Here is an 18,802-nt window from a genome sequence, read left to right as displayed (position 1 = left end):
GTTAGGCGCCGAATTCCGCGCGAAAATCCTCGAGCCGGCGGTTCTGCTGGCCATTGGCGTCGAAGTTGGCCGGATCGAGCCAGGCTTCATAAGCCTTGCGCAGAGCCGGCCATTCCTTGTCGATGATCGAATACCACGCGGTGTCGCGGTTTTCACCCTTGACGATGAGATGCTGGCGGAAAATACCCTCGAACTTGAAGCCGAACCGTTCCGCCGCGCGCTTCGACGGCCCGTTGCGGTTGTTGCACTTCCATTCGTAGCGGCGATAGCCGAGTTCGTCGAAGATGTATTTCATGAACAGGAACTGTGCTTCCGTCGCCGCCGGCTTGCGCGAGATGAGGGGTCCCCAGTAGATGTTGCCGATCTCGATGACGCCATGGGTCGGATCGATGCGCATCAGCGTCTGGCGGCCGGCGACCTTGCCGCTTGCCTTGTCGACAATAGCGAAGAACAGCGGATCCTCGCTCGCCTCCACCTTGTCCAGCCAGGGCTGGAAGGCGGCGCGGGTTTCCGGCGGATAGTCGGGCAGCCAGGCGAAGCGGCCGTCGACGTCGGCCGCGGAGGACGCCTCGTAGAGGCCGTCGCCATGTGTTGCGGCACTCAATGGCTCGAGCCTGACATAGCGGCCCTCCAGAACCTTGCGCTCCGGGCGCGGGCGCGGCTGCCAGTCTTTGAGATTTTCCGACACCGAAAACTCCAATCCGTTTGACTTTTGCGGGCGGACGCTCACAAAAACGCTCGCCAACAGTAAGAACCACAGGGACGGGAAAAATGCTCCACACGATTTCGGCCTTCGACCGTCTCGGCGAGGAAAACGCTTTTGCCGTGCTGGCCCGGGCGACGGCGCTGGCGAGCCAGGGCCGCGACATCGTCAATCTCGGCATCGGCCAGCCCGACTTCAAGACGCCGCAACACATCGTCGAGGCGGCGATCAAGGCGCTGCGTGACGGCCACCATGGCTACACGCCGGCCAATGGCTTGCTGGCGACCCGCGAGGCGGTGGTGCGGCGCACGCTGACGACCACCGGCGTCGAGGTCTCGCCGGAGGCGGTGATGATCCTGCCCGGCGGCAAGCCAACCATGTTCGCCGCCATCCTGATGTTCGGCGAGCCCGGCGCCGAGATCCTCTATCCCGACCCCGGCTTTCCCATCTACCGCTCGATGATCGAGTTCACCGGTGCAACCCCCATTCCGGTGCCGATGCGCGAGGAGAACGGCTTCGCCTTCTCGGCCGAAGAGACGCTGGGGCTGATCACGCCGAAGACCAGGCTCTTGATCCTCAACTCGCCGGCCAACCCGACCGGCGGCGTCACCCCGCGCGCCGAGATCGAGAAGCTGGTCAAGGGGCTTGAGAAGCATCCAGACGTGGCCATTCTCTCCGACGAAATCTACGATGTCATGACTTATGACGGCGAGACGCATTGCTCGCTGCTTGGCTTTCCCGAGATCCGTGACCGGCTGATCGTGCTCAACGGCTGGTCCAAGACCTGGGCGATGACCGGCTGGCGCATGGGCTGGTCGATCTGGCCGAACGGCGACAAGGGCGCCCACCTCTACGACAAGGTGCGCAAGCTGGCGGTCAATTGCTGGTCCTGCGTCAACGCATCAAGCCAGTTCGCCGGCATCGCGGCGATCGACGGCCCGCAGGATGACGTCGACACCATGATGCGCGCCTTCGACAACCGCCGGAAAATCGTGGTCGAGGGCCTGAATGCCCTGCCAAACATCTCCTGCATCACGCCCAAGGGCGCGTTCTATGCCTTCCCCAATGTCTCGAAGACCGGCTGGAAGGCCAAGAAACTCGCCTCGGCCCTGCTCGACGAGGCCGGTGTGGCGCTGATCGGCGGCCCCGATTTCGGCATTCTCGGCGAAGGCTACATCAGGCTCTCCTACGCCAATTCCGAGGAAAACATTTTGCGCGCGCTGGAGCGGATCGGGGCGTTTCTGGCCAAGTGAGGCTCAGCGTCGCCGCGCGAGCCGGATAGCTTGCCACCGCATTCCATGACGGTGTCATGAGCCGTCCGGAGGCGCGTAGCCAAGGCTGTGCGGGCATACCGAAAACGGCTACGAATTCCCGTATCAGGACCAATGGGGGAATCTCGCATGTTCTATGCAATCCTTGCCTATCACGTGGAAGATGCGATCGAGGCGCTGACGCCGCAGGAAGATGCGGCGCTGATGGCCGAGTTGCTCAAGATCAACACCAGGCTTCATGCGGAAGGCACGCTTGGGCCGTCGGCGCGTTTGGGCGCGACGGCGGATGCCTGCACCTTGCGCGGCCCGGGCGACGGTATGATCATCGATGGGCCCTTTGCCGAGACCAAGGAACAGTTGCTCGGCCTCTATGTCGTCGACTGCGTCACCAGGGATGACGCCATCGCGATCGCCCGCGATCTTCGTCGTGTCAATCCGACCGCCGTTTACGAGATCAGGCCCATTCTACTCTTCAAGCCCGGCGTGCCGCTGGCGGAAAAATGAGGCCCGGGCGAAAGCGCTGCCGGCACGCGCTGCTCACCCACGCCCCACGAACGGCATCTTGGTCGCCATCACGGTCATGAACAGCACGTTGGCGTCGAGCGGCAGGCTGGCCATGTGCACGACCGCGTCGGCGACGCGCTGGACATCCATCACCGCTTCGGCTGATATCGAGCCGTTGGCCTGCGGCACGCCGACGGTCATCGGCTGCGCCATGTCGGTCAATGCATTGCCGATGTCGATCTGTCCGCAGGCGATGTCATAGGGGCGGCCATCGAGCGCCAGCGTCTTGGTCAGCCCGGTGATGGCGTGCTTGGTCGCCGTATAGGGCACCGAGCCCGGGCGCGGCGCATAGGCCGACACCGAACCATTGTTGATGATGCGGCCGCCCATCGGCTTCTGCTTGCGCATGGCGCCGAAAGCCGCGCGCGCGCACAAGAAAGATCCGGTGAGGTTGACGCCGACGATATCGTTCCAGACCTCGACCGGGATCTCGTCGATCGGCGTCGACTTGTAGCCCATGCCTGCATTGTTGAAGAGCAGATCGACCCGCCCGAAAGCCTCCGCCACGGTCTCGAACAGATCGTCGACCTCACCGGCCTTGCTGATGTCGCAGGCAACCGCCAATGCCTTGGCCTCGGTCGGCCCGATCTCGGCGATCGCGGCATCCAGCACCGGCTTGCGGCGCCCGCAGAACACCGTATTCCAGCCGGCCTTGAGCAATGCCGTGGCTACGCTCTTGCCGATCCCGGTGCCGGCCCCGGTGACGATGGCGGTCTTTTGCTCGGTCATGGCTGATGTCCTCCGGCAGCGATGTGCGTGCTCGCCTGATCTACAAATTTGGTTCGGGTGGAGAAGGCATCGCAAATGATGGCAGCGATGGCAAGCGCGGCCACTGGGACATGGCCTCGAAAAGTGAACCCATTTGTTTGGAGGGCAGCCGGCGAGGACGGACAAAAAGGGCGGTCATTGGCGACCGCCCTGATCTGAACCGGGCTTGGGAGGAGGAAAAGCCGATCCGACTGTGTAGAATCATGCGCTTCCTGAGTTAACGAAAGGTTAACGCCTCCACGGCCTGTGTGCCAATCCGGGTTACCACTGCGGATTGGGTGGCGTACCCTCGGCCGTGGGCACTTTCGCCGCCGAAACCGTCGCCTCGACATGGTCGATCAGCGAGTCCGGCAGGCCGAGCCGCCCGGCAAGCAGGTCGAGGTAACCGCGCTCGGCGCGCGTGTCGGGGTCGATCGTGAGGCGCGACGCCGTGTAGAGTTCGAGCTTCTGCGCATCAGTATGAGCACCCGCCACCAGCGTGTCGAGGTCGAGTGGGCTCTCCAGTTCCGCCATCAGGAATTTTTCCGCATCGGTGTCGATCCCGGCGAGGCTGAGCTTGCCGGCGATCTTCCGCCGTTCTTCGTCGTCGACATGGCCGTCGGCCTTGGCCGCCGAGATCATCGCCCGCACCAAGGTCAGCGTGAACTCATCCTCGCCTTGCGGCGCCTGCGACGGGTGGAAGGCGGTGTCCTTGGGCGGCGGCAGCAATTCCGGCTCGCCAGCCGCGGGCGCCTGTTCCGGTGCGTTGCCGGCCTTGTAGTTCTGGTAGGCCTTGTAGGCGAGACCACCGATGGCGGCCAGTCCGCCGAGCTTCACCGCGGCACCCGTCACCTGCCGGCCGGCGCCGGTCCCAAGCAGCACGGCGGCCAGCGCACCGGCGGCCAGCGGATTGTCCTTGGCCATCTGCACCGCCTGGCCGGCCTTGTCGCGGACCGTGTCGCTAGCACCGGGAACTTGCGAGCCGAGCAGATCGTCGAGAAGCTTCTTGGGATCGAACATCGATGCCTCCAGGATTTGCCCAGCCGAACGGGCAGGTTTCGAACGCCGAAGACGTAGGTCCCGAAGTTTGACATTGCAATGACAGTGCCCCGGTTTGCCCGGCCCCGGCGCCCTCGATCAGGACCCGATGTGCGGTCCCCTGCCCCGCGCTTGCGCGAGCTCGACCTGTCGCTGCCGCTCCGCGTAGCGCTTCCGGTCTTCGTCCGAGCGGGCGTCAAAACAATGCGGGCAAGAAACGCCGGCGGCATATCGAGGCGAAGCCAGCTCGCTTGCCGTCAGCGGATGGCGGCAGGCACGGCAAAGCTCCGCATCACCCTCGGTGAGGCCGTGCGACACCGAAACCCGCTCGTCGAAGACGAAGCACTCGCCTTGCCACAGGCTCTGCTCCGCTGGAACCTCCTCAAGGTATTTGAGGATGCCCCCCTTGAGGTGGAACACGTCCTCGAAGCCGAGTGACTTCACATAGGCGGTCGCCTTTTCGCAGCGAATGCCGCCGGTGCAGAACATCGCCACCTTGCGTCCTTCGAGATCCGCCCGATGCGCTTCCACCCAGGCCGGGAATTCGCGAAAGCTCGCCGTCGCCGGGTCGACGGCGCCCTTGAAGCTGCCGATCGAGACCTCATAGGCGTTGCGCGTATCGATGACGATCGTGTCGGCTTGCGAGATCAGCGCATTCCAGTCGCCCGCCTCCACATAGGTGCCCGCACTTGCCGCCGGGTCGATGGTCTCGACGCCCATGGTGACGATCTCGCGCTTCAGCCGCACCTTCATGCGGTGGAAAGGCATGGCCGCGGCACTGCTGTACTTGACCTCGAGACCCGACAGGCCGTCGATCGCTTCGATGTGTTCGATCAGCGCGGCGATCGCTTCGTCGCTGCCGGCGACGGTGCCGTTGATGCCCTCATGCGCCAGGAGCAGCGTGCCCTTGATGCCGCGCCCGCAGCAGAAGGCCGCAAGCGGCGCGCGCAACGCCTCGAAAGCATCGAGCCGGGCAAAACGGTAGAGCGCGGCGACGCGGGCTGGCTGGGATGGCGCGGGCAGTGTTGTCATTGCCAGAGCAACTAGACGCTAGTAGAAGCCGATTCAAGTGAAACGGGTTCGATCCGTCTGTCATGGCCCTGTCGGGAAAGAACCTTTAAGCTGAGCGGCAACGCGTGACATCGCGCCGCGATGGGTTCCGTGGACAGGGCAATACCTGTCTGCTAATCGGTTGAAATTCCCTTCGATGCGCCCCCGACAAGGAGAAACCGAATGTCCAGCAAGACCGAGAACCTCCTGTCGCTCCTCAATGGCCAGCCGGTCATTCCGGTGTTGAAGATCGCCAACGTTGCCGATGCGGTGCCGCTGGCCCGTGCCCTGGCGCGTGGCGGTTTGCCGGCGATCGAGATCACGCTGAGGACCGCGGATGCGCTCGAAGCGATCCGTCGCGTGGCGGGCGAAGTCGAGGAAGCCATCGTCGGCGCCGGCACCATTCTGGATGCCAGCCAGTTCGACGAAGCGGCCGCGGCCGGTTCGCGCTTCATCGTCAGCCCCGGCATCACCCGCGAGCTTCTGGCTGCCGCCTCCGACAGCGAGGTTCCGCTGCTGCCGGGCGCCATCACGCCCGGCGAGATCATGGCCGCGCGCGAAGCCGGCCTGCGCTTCCTGAAATTCTTCCCGGCCGAACAGTCCGGCGGCATCGCTTCGCTCAAGGCTTTTGCCTCGCCGCTGGCGGACGTCAAGTTCTGCCCGACCGGCGGCATCACCGGCAAGAACGCGGCCGATTATCTCAGCCTGTCCAATGTCATCTGCGTCGGCGGCTCATGGGTGGCGCCCGACGACATGGTCAAGGCCGGCAAGTGGGACCAGATCGAAGCGCTCGCACGCGCTGCCAGCGAACTCGGGAAATAGCGTCTTTCCGCACGGCATGAAAAACCCGGCCGACGAGCGTCGACCGGGCCTTTCTGACTGGCTAATCCAGACTGCGATCAGTTGCAGACCTTGACCGTCTCCGTCACTTTGCGATGGTGCCGCCAGTGCGTCACCACCCTGGTGCGGCAGTGCTTCTTCATCATATGCATATGATTGTCGGTCTTGACGACAACGGTCTCCGCCTGTGATGGCGCGATGGCGGCTGATGCTGCCGCCAGCGCCATAACTGATGCCAGTATAATCTTTTTCATGAGTATCCTCGGGTTGGAGCGTACCCACACTAAACCGGAAATGAGTGGGCCGTTTCCCGCTTCACGAGAAGTTCAGCCGCGCGTGATCCTCAGGGGGTCGGAGGCCGCATGCATCACACGCTGGGACAGCAAGAAGCCGCGCGGGTCCCCCGGCGCGGCCTCGGCATACTGCGGCCTGTTCGTTACTTCGTCTGGAAGCGGGCGACAGACAGGAACTTGACGGCGTTGCCGGTAAAGCGATTGGCGTCGGCCACCTGATTGTCCTGCTGGAAGCCGGCCGTATAGACCTCGCTCGGCGGCGTATGCACGATGTTGTAGGCGTAACCCGGCGCGGTCGTCGCACTCGAAACGGTGGCGACGTTCTCGCCGCTGGTCAGCGCCCAGCGGGCGGCCTGCGGCGCTGCGGCAACCACTACGGCCCTGGGGCCAGGCTTCTGATCGCGGGCGGTGGCCCTGGCTTCCTTGCGGGTCGTCTTCACACCGGCGCCGATCGCGGCGGCCGGATCCGAACCGGCCGGCCGGCCGGCAACAGCCTGGCGCGGCGACGCCGCATCGACACCGGACGGATCGTTGAAGGCCGAACGCGGTTCTACGGACAGCGAGGCCAGCTGATATTCGTCGGCGGCGCCGGCCTTGGCATTGGCCTCGTCGAGCACGGCCTTGACGGCATCCGGCTTGGCCGGCTCGGGACGCGCCGTCGGCAGCACGGAGAACGCATCCGTCGCGGTCTTGCCTTGGTCAGCCGTTTCGGCCAGCGCCATCAGCACATCCTTGCTGGGCGGCGGCGCGAGATCCGCCGGCAGCGTGCGTTCGGGACGCCATGTCGGCAAGGGGATATTGTTGACGGCGACCTGCGCCGGATCGGCCGCCGCTGCCAGCGCCGCCGGATCGGCCTTGCCGAAAGGCATGTTCGCCGGCGCCTGCGCGGTCGCCACGGCCTGTTCCGTGGTGGTCGTCGCATCCGCCGTGGCGAAGGGAACGTTTTCAGGCGTCTGTGCGCCGACATCGGCCTTCGGCCGAGGCGCGAAATCGGGCAGCGGGATTTCCTTGGCCGGCAGCGCCGCGATGATTGTCTCCGGCGTGTCCTTCTCCGGTTCCGGAGCCTGCTCGTCGGCAATCTGCGGAATGTCGGCGCGCTGGGCATTCTCGGGGGCCACGATGGCGATGCCAGGCAGGTTGCCGCTCTTGGCTGTCGCGGCCGGCTTCAGATTTCTAGCCTTGGGCGCGGGTGCGGCCGAAGCGGTCTCGACGTCTGCGCTGTCGTCGGCCTCGTCATCGCCACCGCCGCCGAAGAAGGCAGCGAGGAACCCGCCGGATTTCTTGCCGCTGCCGCCAGCGCTGGCCACTTCGATATTCGGTGTGCCCGAACCCTTGCGCGACTTGTAGGAGGCCAGCGCCTGTTCATAGCCGGGCAGCGGCCGGCCATCGCTCGGCACATGCAGCGTCTTGCCATTGGGGAACAGGCTGACCAGTTCCTGGCGGCTGATGCCGGGCCAGTGGCGCACATTGCCGACATCCATGTGGACGAATGGCGAACCGGAGGTCGGGTAATAGCCGACACCACCGCCCTGCATCTTGAGGCCGATGTTGCGCAGCTTCTTCAGCGGTACGCCGGGAATGTAGAAATCCATCGCCTTGCCAAGCATATGCTGGCTCTTCTCGGCGACACCGCGGCTGCGGCTGCGCAGCATCGAATTGGTGGACGGCGAACGGTAGCCGCAGACGACCTGGATATAATCGGTGGCGCCACTTTCCCGATACGCCTCCCAGACCAGATCCAGCAGACGCGGGTCCATTTTGGTCGGCTCGTTGCGACGCCAGTCGCGCAGAATGATGTTGATCTTCCTCAGGCCTTCGGGAACGTAGCGACCATTGCGCTTGTAGACGATCTCCGCCTTCTCATGCGTGTGAAGATGGTAGAGCTTCAGTGAACGAACTTCGGCCTGGGCGCCCGTGGCGGCCGCGGCAACAAAACCAAATGCGACAATCACCGCCGCCAACCATCTCGGCCAGACGCTCAAATGATAGTGCCGCCCGTTTGTGAGTCGTTCGATTCTGTTCAAATCAAAAGGCCTTGCAGGCTGCCGTTTGTCCCCGGATTTGCCCAAACGGACGTGTCGTTTTCACATCCGAATATCGATCCTAATGGTTAATCATCGCTTATTGAAGCCAAAATGCGGTAAGACCATGGCGATATCCCGTCAAAAATTGTCCGCAAGGTTTCTTGGTAAACCGCTGGTTTAGATCAGGATTCCGGCTTGGGCCGAACACAATCTGTTACCGCCGGCCTCAATGCGTGAACAATACCCCGTCGAGCGCCGCCATTATCCGGCGACGGCGCTCTGTCGAACCATATAATAACGAGGGAAACTGGTGCCTGCCTTGCGGCTCAGGAAGCAAGCCTGTCGACGCGGCCGGTTTCCGGGTCGATGCCATATTCCTTGAGCTTGCGGTAAAGCGTCGAGCGACCGATGCCGAGCCGGCGGGCGACCTCGCTCATCTGGCCATTGTAGTGATCGATGGCGAGCTTGATCATTTCGAGCTCGACATCGGCCAGCGCACGCACATTGCCGCGCTCGTCGAGCGCCCGCAGCGTGCCGAAGCGGGCCTGGACCCCGGCCGGCGGCACAGCCGCCGGAGCGGTCTCGTCGGGCACGACGTCCTCGTCGCGCGGCTCCAGCGACGGCGGCGGCGCAACGCTGCTTGCTTCCAACGTGTCGTCCGCGTCGAGATTGACGGTGCCTTCCACCTGCGCGCGGATCTGCGGGAAGTCATCGGCGGTCAACACATCGCCTTCGCACAGCACCGAGGCGCGGAAGACGGCGTTTTCGAGCTGCCGGATGTTGCCGGGCCAGTCATAAGCCTGCAGCACCGCAAGTGCTGCCGCCGAAATGCCTTTCAGCCGATGGCGCGGGTCGGCCGGCGCCACCTTCTCCATGAAATGCGTGACCAGATGGGGAATGTCGTCGCGGCGGTCGCGCAGCGGCGGCACGAAGATCGGGTAGACGTTCAGCCGGTAGAACAGATCCTCGCGGAATTTGCCGTCCTTGACCTGTTGCAGGAGGTTGCGGTGCGTCGCCGAAATCAGCCGGATGTCGACCTTGACGGTCGAGCGGCCGCCGACCGGATCGACCTCGCCTTCCTGGACGGCGCGCAGCAGCTTGACCTGGACGTCGAGCGGCAGGTCGCCGATCTCGTCGAGGAACAGCGTGCCGGAATGCGCCTCGACGAATTTGCCGGTGTGCTTGTCGGTGGCGCCGGTGAACGAGCCTTTCTCATGGCCGAACAGGATGGATTCCACCAGATTGTCGGGAATGGCGCCGCAATTGACGGTGACGAAGGGTTTCGAGCGGCGGTCGCCGCTGCCCTGGATGGCACGCGCCACCAGTTCCTTGCCGACGCCCGACTCGCCCTCGATCAGGATCGGGATGTGAGAGGCCGCCGCTTTCTGGCCGAGACGTATCACCCGGTCCATGGCCGGACTATGGGTGATCATGTCCCTGAAGGTCAGCAGCCCGCCGCGTTTGCGCGACGTGCGCTTGACCTCGCCCTCTACCGCCTCGACCTTGAGCGCATTGGAGATCGAGGCCTGCAGCCTGTCGGGCGAAGCCGGCTTGACGACGAAATCGAAAGCGCCGTGGCGCATCGCCGAAACCACGGTCTCGATGCCGCCCTGCGCGGTCTGCACGATGACCGGCACGCTGATGTCGCGCTCGCGCATCGCCTTCAGCACGCCGATGCCGTCGAGACCGGGCATGACCAGGTCGAGGATCACGACCGAGACATCGCGGGCGCCAGGCCCGTCGAGAACTTCGAGGCCGGCGGTACCGCCATCCACAACGATCGCGGTATGGCCGAACCGCGTCACCGCGGCCTCGAGCAGCCGGCGCTGCACGGGATCGTCATCGACTATGAGTATGGAACCTGTCATGACTGTCTTGCTTCGCCCGCGCCCGAAAACCCCATGGATCATCTTGGCACAGGGTTCTAAATAAGGTTTCAAAAAACCCGGTGAACGAATTCCTTAGGATTTGACCGGCTTCTCCATTCCCGTTGAGTCCGGCTCCGTGATTGCGGCCACGTGATTCAACCCAGGCCATTTGATTCAAAGAAGGTATCTCGATGCGCATGATGTTTGATCGGCGGATTGCAGCGCCAGCGTCCGGTCAGGGCGCTGCCGGGCTTGGCGATCTGCCGGAATGGAACCTCGCCGACCTTTATGCCGGCATGGAGGCGCCGGAACTGAAGCGTGACATTGCCAAGGCGGCGGCCGACGCCGTCGCATTCGAGGCCCGCTGGAAAGGCACGCTCGCCGCCGGGGCCGGGCGCGGAACTACCGGCAGGCTGGGCGAGGCACTGGCCGCATACGAGGCGCTCGAGGAACTGATCGGCCGTATCGTCTCCTATGCCGGCCTCGTCTATGCCGGCAATACCGCCGATCCGCAGCGCGCCAAGCTCTATGGCGACATCCAGGAGAAGATGACCGACGCCAGCGCGCATCTGTTGTTCTTCGCGCTCGAGCTGAACCTGATCGACGATGCGGCGATCGAGGGCGCGCTGGCCGCCGATCCCGCCTTCGGGCATTACCGCCCGTGGGTGCTCGATCTCAGAATGGACAAGCCCTATCAGCTCGAGGACCGTGTCGAGCAGCTTTTCCACGAGAAATCGATAACCGGGCGCGGCGCCTGGAACCGCCTGTTCGACGAGACGATGACCGATCTTCGCTTCGATATCGACGGCGAGGAACTGACGCTGGAGCCGGCCCTCAATCGCTTGCAGGATGCCGACGGCGAGGTCCGCCGCCGCGCCTCGGAGGCGTTGGCCACGACCTTCCGCAAGAACCTGCGCACCTTCACGCTGATCACCAACACGCTTGCCAAGGACAAGGAAATTTCGGACCGCTGGCGCGGCTTCGAGGACATTGCCGATTCACGCCACCTCGCCAACCGCGTCGAACGCGGCGTGGTCGATGCGCTCGCCACCGCCGTGCGCGAGGCCTATCCGCGCCTGTCGCACCGCTATTATGCGATGAAGGCGCGCTGGCTCGGCATGGAGGTGATGAACCACTGGGACCGCAACGCGCCCTTGCCGGAGACGCCGCAGGCGGTGATCGGCTGGGATGAGGCCAGGAACACGGTTCTGTCGGCCTATCACCGCTTCTCGCCCGAGATGGCCGAGATCGCGCGCACCTTCTTCGACCGCAACTGGATCGACGCGCCGGTGCGTCCGGGCAAGTCGCCGGGCGCCTTCGCACATCCGACCGTACCCTCGGCTCACCCCTATGTGCTGCTCAACTACATGGGCAAGCCGCGCGACGTGATGACGCTGGCGCATGAACTTGGGCACGGCGTGCATCAGGTGCTGGCCGCCGGCCAGGGCGCGCTGATGGCCTCGACGCCGCTGACGCTGGCCGAGACGGCATCCGTCTTCGGCGAGATGCTGACCTTCCGCTCGCTGCTCGAGCGGACCACCGACCGGCGCGAGCGCAAGGCCATGCTCGCCCAGAAGGTCGAGGACATGATCAACACCGTGGTGCGCCAGGTCGCCTTCTATGAATTCGAGCGCAAGGTGCATGCCGAGCGTCGCAACGGCGAATTGACATCCGACAGGCTGGGCGAGTTCTGGCTGGAGGTGCAGGCCGAAAGCCTCGGACCGGCGATCAAGTTGCGCGAGGGCTACGAGGTGTTCTGGACCTACATTCCGCACTTCATCCACTCGCCCTTCTACGTCTATGCCTATGCGTTCGGCGACTGCCTGGTGAACTCGCTCTATGCCGTCTACCAGAATGCCGAACGCGGCTTTCAGGACAAATATTTCGAGATGCTGCGTGCCGGCGGCACCAAGCATCATTCGCAGCTTCTGGCGCCCTTCGGCCTCGACGCCACCGATCCGGCCTTCTGGCAGATCGGGCTCGGCGTCATCGGCGGTCTGATTGACGAACTGGAAACGCTCGACGATTGAGACGCCTCTCGCCCGGCAAGAACAGTTTAGCCGGAATGCATGTTCGGGCCGCACTTTTCTTGCCCTAAATATTTGTTCTTGAAGAACTCTACATCGACGTTTTCCCATAGCTTTCCGCAAGCTCTATGGTAGCTTTCCGTTTAAGCTCAGCCGGAGCGCATGCGGATCGGCGAGGGAAATCTCAGCCGGCCGTGGCGATCAGGCGAACGCGACAACGGCCGTTGGCCATGGGCAGGCAAAGCCGATCGCCGACAGCTTGACCGAAGCCGGCTGTTCCGCGAACCGCGGAACCATCACCGAGTAGTCCTGCGCCGAAGGCCATGACCCACGGCAGACGGATCTGACTGGAGAGAGACAATGGGCACTTTTTTCTACGTGGTCCTGGCGTTGTTGGTAGGCGTGTTGGTCGGCTGGTTCATCTGGGGGCGCCTGCGCGGTGAGCTCGACAGTCTTCGCGGCGACCTCGATCGCACCCGCAGCGAGCGCGACAAGCTGCGCGCCGACAGCGACCGCCTGACCGGCGAACTCAGTGCATGCGGCAAGAGCCGCTCCGACCTCGAGCGTCAGCTGCGCGAGGCCCAGGCCTCGTCGGGCACCGGCGGAGCAAAGGCGTCAAGTCAGCCACCGGCAGCCCTGATGTCGACGCCAGCCGTTGCAAAATCCGGTGCGGCGGCAGCCAAGCCAGCCGCCGCGAAGGCGGCCCCGGCAAAGGCAGCACCGAAGCCCGCGGCCGCCAAACTCGCAACTGCTTCGGCACCGGCAGCCATGGCTTCGCAGAGCAAGGCTCCGGCGACCAAGGCTCCGGCGAAGACTTCGACCGTGCCCAAGGCAGCACCCGCTGCAAAGAAGACCGCACCGGCAGCGGCCAAGCCGGCGTCGGGCAAGCCCGACAATCTGCGCCGGTTGATCGGCATCGGCCCAGTCAACGAAAAGCTGCTCAAGGCGCAAGGCGTGACCACATACGCCCAGATCGCCGGCTGGACACCAGCCGACATCAAGCGGATCGAGGAGGTGATGAACTTCGACGGCCGCATCGCGCGCGAACGCTGGATCGAGCAGGCCAAGCTGCTCGCCGCTGGCAACGAGGCCGAATTCGCCAAGCAGTTTCCGACGGCCGGAACCGCCAGCAATACCTGAACGACGGATACAGAGGCCATGCGACCGGCGGCGCCAAGGGCGCCGCCGCTTTCTTTTGTCGGCAAGGTTCGATCCGGCAAAGGTCGGCTTTGAGGGACAGGGTGCCGTTCCCTCGATTGCGCGCGCCCGGCCCCCTATATAGAGCGATCGTCAGCTCCATCGATCCCGGTTCCCATGTCCCTGCCCGCAGCAATTTTCCGCAACGACGAAAGCGCGCGCCAGCTCGTTTTCAAGCGGCCGGCCGATGTCATCGTTGCGCATGAGCCCAAAGACTTCCCGGCGGCGTTGCAAGCGGCGCAGGCCGCGCACGATGCCGGCAAATGGCTGGCCGGCTATTTCTCCTACGAGGCCGGTTACCTGCTCGAACCGAAACTCGTTCCCTTGCTGCCGGGCCGGCGCCGGGCCCCGCTGGTCTGCCTCGGGGTCTTCGATGCTCCTGATGAAGAAGCGGTGCCGCCGCTAGGCACGCCGACCAACGGCCCGATCTTCGACGCAAGGGCAACGTGGTCGTTCGAGGACTACGAGAAGCGGTTCTCGCGGTTGCATCGGCACATCAGGCAAGGCGATTGCTACCAGGGCAACCTGACCTTTCCGGTGCACGCGCAATGGTCCGGCGATCCGCTCGCCGCCTTCGACGCGCTGACCGAACGCCAGCCCGTGAAATATGGCGCCCTGATCGCGCTGGGCGACCCGATCGTCCTGTCGCGCTCGCCCGAACTGTTCTTCGAGATCGATGCGGCGGGGATGATCGAGACGCATCCGATGAAGGGTACCGCACCGCGCGGCGCAACCGGGGACGAGGACGAGCGGCAGAAGAATTTCCTGCGCAATGACGAGAAGAACCAGGCCGAGAACCGGATGATCGTCGACCTCCTGCGCAACGACATATCGCTGATCAGCGAGGTCGGCACGCTGGAGGTGCCGGAACTGTTCCGCATCGAGACCTACCCGACCGTGCACCAGATGGTGAGCGACGTCAGGGCCAAGCTGCTGCCCGGCCTCTCGATACGACAGGTATTCGCGGCGCTGTTTCCCTGCGGCTCGATCACCGGCGCGCCGAAGATCCGCGCCATGGAGATCCTGCACGATCTGGAGGCCACGCCGCGCGATGTCTATTGCGGCGCCATTGGCTGGATCGCGCCCGGCGGCACGATGCGCTTTTCCGTGGCGATCCGCACCATCTCGCTCTTTGCCAGCGGCGAAGCCGTCTACAATGTCGGCGGCGGCATCGTCTTCGATTCGGTCGCGGAAGAGGAGTACCAGGAGTGTCTGCTCAAAGCCCGTTTCGCGACGGGGACACCGCCGGTTTCGAGCTGATCGAGACCATGCGCTGGGAGCCCGCCTCGGGCTTCCTGCGCCTCGATCGCCATCTTGCCCGCCTTTACGGCTCGGCGGCGGAACTGGGCTTCAGCTATGATCCGCAAAGGGTTGGCGAGGCCCTGAGCGACGCGGTCGATCGATCGCCCGTCGCCATGCGCACGCGGCTCGCCCTGTCGCGCAATGGCCAGGCCAACGCCTCGGCGCAGCCCTATGAACCGCTTGCCGCCGACAAGGTGTGGGCACTGCGGCTGGCGCGGACGAGGCTCGATTCGAGCAACATGCTGCTGCGCCACAAGACCAGCCGGCGGCAGCCCTACACCCATGCCCGCTCCGAATACCTCGTCACCCAGGCCGATGAGGTGCTGCTGGCCAATGAGCGCGGCGAGATCTGCGAAGGCACGATCACCAATGTCTTCGCCGATTTCGGCGACGGCGTGCTGGCAACGCCCCGGCTCGATTGCGGCCTGCTGCCTGGCGTACTGCGCGGCGCGCTTCTGGATGAAGGCGGCGCCAGTGAAGCGATCTACAGCTTGAATGACCTGAAATCCGCCAAGGCGCTGTTCGTCGGCAATTCGCTGCGCGGGCTGATCCCGGCCAAACTAATCTGAAGTCAAACTGATCTGAGGCATGACGTCCCTACCCGCCCACACGCCGTATGACGGCTCGTCGAAACTCTTCACCATCGGGCTGAAGCCGCTCGACCCCGCGAACTGGATCGAGGTAGACGGCCATTTGCTGCCCTACCTCGCTAAAAAGCGCCGGCTCTATGCCGAAATCCCTGAATGCGTCTTCGTCGAGCAGGACGGTACGCGTGACGCCCAGCAGGAAGTGCTCGAACTGCTCGGCGCTTACCTGCCGGAAAGATTTCCCGACACCCACCGGCGCAGCGATGCGGGCGTTGCGGTCGTGGGTGCGACGAGCCGTCCCACGATCCCCTCCAGCCTCGCCGGCGCCCCCCTCGTCGCGGCCTCGCTGCTGGTCCAGGAGGACCTGATCCTCATGCGGCGGGGCGAAGACGGCTGGCGGCTCGCCGCGGGTTCGCTGTGCTTTCCCTCGTCCTGGTCGCTTGTCGAAAAATTCGGCAAGCCGCTGCAGCAGATCCACGAGCCGGTGCCGGGCTTCGGCCCAGGCACAAGGCCGGCCGATCTGATCAACCGGATGTTCGATGGCCTGCAGGGCCAGGCCGTCGAACGTTACAATTGGTCGATCCAATCAGGCGATGCACTCTACCATCCGCTGTCCAACATCGAGCGCATCGACCGCGCCACCAGCCGGCCGACGCGTTTCCCCGACGGTGACGTGAAGACGCACGCCTTCATCCGGGTCGAGCGCCAGACGCTGCGCAAACTGCCCGCCTCACGCGACATCCTGTTCACCATCCGCATCCATCTCGACCCGCTCGCCGTGCTGGCGCGGCACCCGGACCGGGCGACGCTGGCAGCGTCCTTTGCCGCGCAGCTCGAAGCACTCGATGTCGCCCAGCTCGACTACAAGGGCCTGACATCGGATCGCGATCGGCTGATCGCCGTCCTTAACCAAATGGCCAAGGACGCGTAGTCGCTGGTTGGCGCTTTTCGCTGGTTTGTGACAATGATCTGTGATGTAGCGCATGGCCGTTGGGCGAAAATGCCGGGCTTTTGCACGCAGTTGCCCAGCTTTTGAACGCAGTTGCCCGGCTTTTGGACGTAGTTGAAGGAGTGCTCGATAAAATGGCGAACGAAAACTGGCCCGTTTACGGTGAGATCACCGGCCCCGTGGTGATGATCGGCTTCGGCTCGATCGGACGCGGAACGCTGCCGCTCATCGAGCGCCATTTCAAGTTCGACAAGTCGCGCATGACAGTCCTCGACCCGCGCGATACCGATCGCAAGCTGCTCGACGAGCGCGGCATCGCCTTCGTCCAGGAAGCGGTGACCGAGAAGAACTACAAGAAGCTTTTGACGCCGCTTCTGACCAATGGCGGTGGCCAGGGCTTCTGCGTCAACCTGTCGGTCGATACCGGCTCGGTGGACCTGATGCGGCTCTGCCGCAAGCTCGGCGTGCTCTATATCGACACCGTCGTCGAGCCTTGGCTTGGCTTCTATTTCGACGCCAAGGCCGACAACGCCAGCCGCACCAACTATGCGTTGCGCGAGGCGCTGATCAAGGAAAAGCACGACAAGCCGGGCGGCGCCACCGCGATATCCACCTGCGGTGCTAATCCCGGCATGGTGTCGTGGTTCGTCAAGCAGGCGCTGGTCAACCTCGCCACCGATCTTGGCATGGAATTCTCCGAGCCATCGCAGGACGACCGCGAGGGCTGGGCCAAGCTGATGAAGAAGGCCGGCGTCAAGGGCATCCACATCGCCGAGCGCGACACCCAGCGGACCAAGAAGCCCAAGCCGATGGATGTGTTCTGGAACACCTGGTCGGTCGAGGGCTTCATCTCCGAGGGGTTGCAGCCAGCCGAGCTCGGCTGGGGCACGCATGAGACCTGGATGCCCAAGAACGGCAAGAAGCACAAGCATGGTTCAAAGGCCGCGATCTACCTGGAGCAGCCCGGCGCCAACACCCGCGTACGCTCCTGGTGCCCGACGCCGGGACCGCAATATGGCCTGCTGGTAACCCACAACGAGGCGATCTCGATCGCCGATTTCTTCACCGTGCGCTCCAAGAAGGGCAAGGTTCAATACCGCCCGACCTGCCACTACGCCTACCATCCCTGCAACGATGCGATGCTGTCGCTGGACGAGATGTTCGGTGCCGCCGGCAAGCCGCAGCCGGTGCACCACGTGCTCGACGAGAACGAACTGGTCGACGGTGTCGACGAACTCGGCGTCCTGCTCTACGGCCATGACAAGAATGCCTACTGGTATGGTTCGCAGCTGTCGCTCGCCGAAGCGCGCAAGCTGGCCCCCTACCAGAACGCCACCGGCATGCAGGTCACCTCGGCTGTCCTGGCCGGCATGGTCTGGGCACTGGAGAATCCCGCCGCCGGCATCGTCGAGGCCGACGAGATGGATTACAAACGCTGCCTGGACGTGCAGTCGCCCTATCTCGGGCCGGTCAAGGGCTATTATACCGACTGGACGCCGCTCGACAGACGCCCGGGTCTCTTCCCGGAGGACCTCGACCGCAGCGACCCGTGGCAATTCCGCAACATCCTCGTCCGATAGCACCACCCGGACCATGCGCCATTGCCTTGCAATCGCCCGGAAATCGGGCGATTGAAGGGAGGCGGCCTGGGGTGGCGATGTGCGTCCGTTGAACGCCTAAAGCATACCCCGGCACTTTGGACGTTCGCGTCAATTCCCAGAAATCGGCCCGATTTCTGGGACGACGCGTTTGGAGAGGATTTCATATGATGATTGCGCGCAAAGTTCTTTCGACGGGCCTGGCGGGCGCCCTTGCCTCGATGCTTGCTGCCTGTGCCACCAGCGGCCCAGATACGCCGCCCATGGCCGCCGCCCCGAAAGGGGTCGAAGGTTCCTGGATCGATGCCAAGGGCACCGGCCTGTCGACCTTCACGGGCGGCACCTTCACGACCGTCGCCACCGACACGGGACAGAAGCTTGCCGATGGCAGCTACACGATGACCGGCGCCACGTCGGTGCAGATCAGCGGCACCTCGCTGATCCGCCAAACCCCGGTAAGCTTCAATTGCCTGATGGTGTCGACCAGCCAGCTCAACTGCACCAGCTCCGCCGGCCAGAATTTCGTGCTGACGCGGCGCACCTGAACTCGGCGAACATTCCAGTCACAAAGAACGGCGGCCCCTCGGCCGCCGTTCTTTTTTGTACCGGCAATCCCGGGTTTCGCGCCTGGAGATACCGCCGCATTTCCGCTTGCGTCGGCCCGAACGCGATGGGAACATGATCGAAAGGCTGGCTGTAATACCCAGTCAAGCAAGGGCGCCAGACGCCTCTGATCAGCCTACC

17 protein-coding genes are annotated in these 18,802 nt (G+C 64.1%); 10 read left to right on the top strand and 7 right to left on the bottom strand.

Annotation, left to right across the window (positions count from 1 at the left end):
* Position 1 precedes the first annotated feature (1 nt).
* A complete protein-coding gene (locus tag LB557_RS20665) occupies positions 2-688 on the bottom strand; it encodes a GNAT family N-acetyltransferase (RefSeq protein ID WP_224641083.1) in 687 nt (228 codons plus the stop codon).
* 83 nt (positions 689-771) lie between these two features.
* On the opposite strand from LB557_RS20665, the gene LB557_RS20660 reads away from it, so the two are divergent.
* The gene (locus tag LB557_RS20660) at positions 772-1,956 is read left to right on the top strand and encodes a pyridoxal phosphate-dependent aminotransferase (RefSeq protein WP_224641085.1); all 1,185 of its coding nucleotides are present in this window, start codon (positions 772-774) and stop codon (positions 1,954-1,956) included.
* A gap of 147 nt (positions 1,957-2,103) precedes the next feature.
* A complete protein-coding gene (locus LB557_RS20655; protein WP_141906232.1) occupies positions 2,104-2,478 on the top strand; it encodes a YciI family protein in 375 nt (124 codons plus the stop codon).
* A gap of 33 nt (positions 2,479-2,511) precedes the next feature.
* Here LB557_RS20655 and LB557_RS20650 read toward each other — a convergent pair whose 3' ends face one another.
* The 3 genes from LB557_RS20650 to LB557_RS20640 form a co-directional block, all read right to left on the bottom strand.
* The gene (locus LB557_RS20650; RefSeq protein WP_224641087.1) at positions 2,512-3,267 is read right to left on the bottom strand and encodes an SDR family oxidoreductase; all 756 of its coding nucleotides are present in this window, start codon (positions 3,265-3,267) and stop codon (positions 2,512-2,514) included.
* Between the two features lie 300 nt (positions 3,268-3,567).
* Positions 3,568-4,305, bottom strand: coding sequence for a tellurite resistance TerB family protein (locus LB557_RS20645; RefSeq protein ID WP_224641088.1), 738 nt, complete (start codon positions 4,303-4,305; stop codon positions 3,568-3,570).
* 117 nt (positions 4,306-4,422) lie between these two features.
* A complete protein-coding gene (locus LB557_RS20640) occupies positions 4,423-5,355 on the bottom strand; it encodes a rhodanese-related sulfurtransferase (RefSeq protein ID WP_015315859.1) in 933 nt (310 codons plus the stop codon).
* A gap of 201 nt (positions 5,356-5,556) precedes the next feature.
* Between LB557_RS20640 and LB557_RS20635 the strand changes: the two genes are divergently transcribed.
* Positions 5,557-6,195: a 2-dehydro-3-deoxy-phosphogluconate aldolase gene (locus LB557_RS20635; RefSeq protein ID WP_140823126.1), complete on the top strand. Its 639-nt coding sequence runs from the start codon at positions 5,557-5,559 to the stop codon at positions 6,193-6,195.
* A 77-nt stretch (positions 6,196-6,272) separates the two neighbouring features.
* On the opposite strand, the gene LB557_RS20630 is transcribed toward LB557_RS20635, so the two are convergent.
* The 3 genes from LB557_RS20630 to LB557_RS20620 form a co-directional block, all read right to left on the bottom strand.
* A complete protein-coding gene (locus tag LB557_RS20630) occupies positions 6,273-6,467 on the bottom strand; it encodes a hypothetical protein (protein ID WP_224641090.1) in 195 nt (64 codons plus the stop codon).
* Between the two features lie 182 nt (positions 6,468-6,649).
* Positions 6,650-8,488, bottom strand: coding sequence for a DUF882 domain-containing protein (locus LB557_RS20625; RefSeq protein WP_140619397.1), 1,839 nt, complete (start codon positions 8,486-8,488; stop codon positions 6,650-6,652).
* A gap of 368 nt (positions 8,489-8,856) precedes the next feature.
* Entirely contained in the window at positions 8,857-10,398 is a 1,542-nt protein-coding gene (locus LB557_RS20620; RefSeq protein ID WP_140875214.1) for a sigma-54-dependent transcriptional regulator, read from the bottom strand.
* 191 nt (positions 10,399-10,589) lie between these two features.
* Between LB557_RS20620 and LB557_RS20615 the strand changes: the two genes are divergently transcribed.
* The 7 genes from LB557_RS20615 (at position 10,590) to LB557_RS20585 (ending at position 18,603) form a co-directional block, all read left to right on the top strand.
* Positions 10,590-12,428, top strand: a complete 1,839-nt coding sequence (locus LB557_RS20615) for a M3 family oligoendopeptidase (RefSeq protein WP_224644326.1) — start codon at positions 10,590-10,592, stop codon at positions 12,426-12,428.
* 357 nt (positions 12,429-12,785) lie between these two features.
* A complete protein-coding gene (locus LB557_RS20610; RefSeq protein WP_140789040.1) occupies positions 12,786-13,565 on the top strand; it encodes a proton-conducting membrane transporter in 780 nt (259 codons plus the stop codon).
* A 162-nt stretch (positions 13,566-13,727) separates the two neighbouring features.
* Positions 13,728-14,882 carry an aminodeoxychorismate synthase component I gene (locus LB557_RS20605; RefSeq protein ID WP_411970561.1) on the top strand — a complete coding sequence of 385 codons (1,155 nt, stop codon included), beginning with the start codon at positions 13,728-13,730 and terminating at the stop codon, positions 14,880-14,882.
* Complete coding sequence (locus tag LB557_RS20600) at positions 14,831-15,493, top strand: aminotransferase class IV family protein (RefSeq protein WP_224641103.1); 663 nt, start codon at positions 14,831-14,833, stop codon at positions 15,491-15,493. Before LB557_RS20605 ends, LB557_RS20600 begins: the two co-directional genes overlap by 52 nt.
* A 19-nt stretch (positions 15,494-15,512) precedes the next feature.
* Positions 15,513-16,442 (top strand): heme-dependent oxidative N-demethylase family protein, encoded by a 930-nt coding sequence (locus LB557_RS20595; protein WP_224641106.1) that lies wholly within the window; start codon positions 15,513-15,515, stop codon positions 16,440-16,442.
* Between the two features lie 152 nt (positions 16,443-16,594).
* Positions 16,595-18,040 (top strand): homospermidine synthase, encoded by a 1,446-nt coding sequence (locus LB557_RS20590; protein WP_140661790.1) that lies wholly within the window; start codon positions 16,595-16,597, stop codon positions 18,038-18,040.
* 185 nt (positions 18,041-18,225) lie between these two features.
* Entirely contained in the window at positions 18,226-18,603 is a 378-nt protein-coding gene (locus LB557_RS20585; RefSeq protein ID WP_224641108.1) for a hypothetical protein, read from the top strand.
* Positions 18,604-18,802: the final 199 nt, after the last annotated feature.

This window comes from Mesorhizobium sp. BR115XR7A, assembly GCF_020165315.1.
Classification (GTDB): Bacteria; Pseudomonadota; Alphaproteobacteria; order Rhizobiales; family Rhizobiaceae; genus Mesorhizobium; species Mesorhizobium australicum.
The sequence above is the reverse complement of the archived record's forward strand: the minus strand, read 5'-3'. Positions and strand labels throughout refer to the sequence as shown.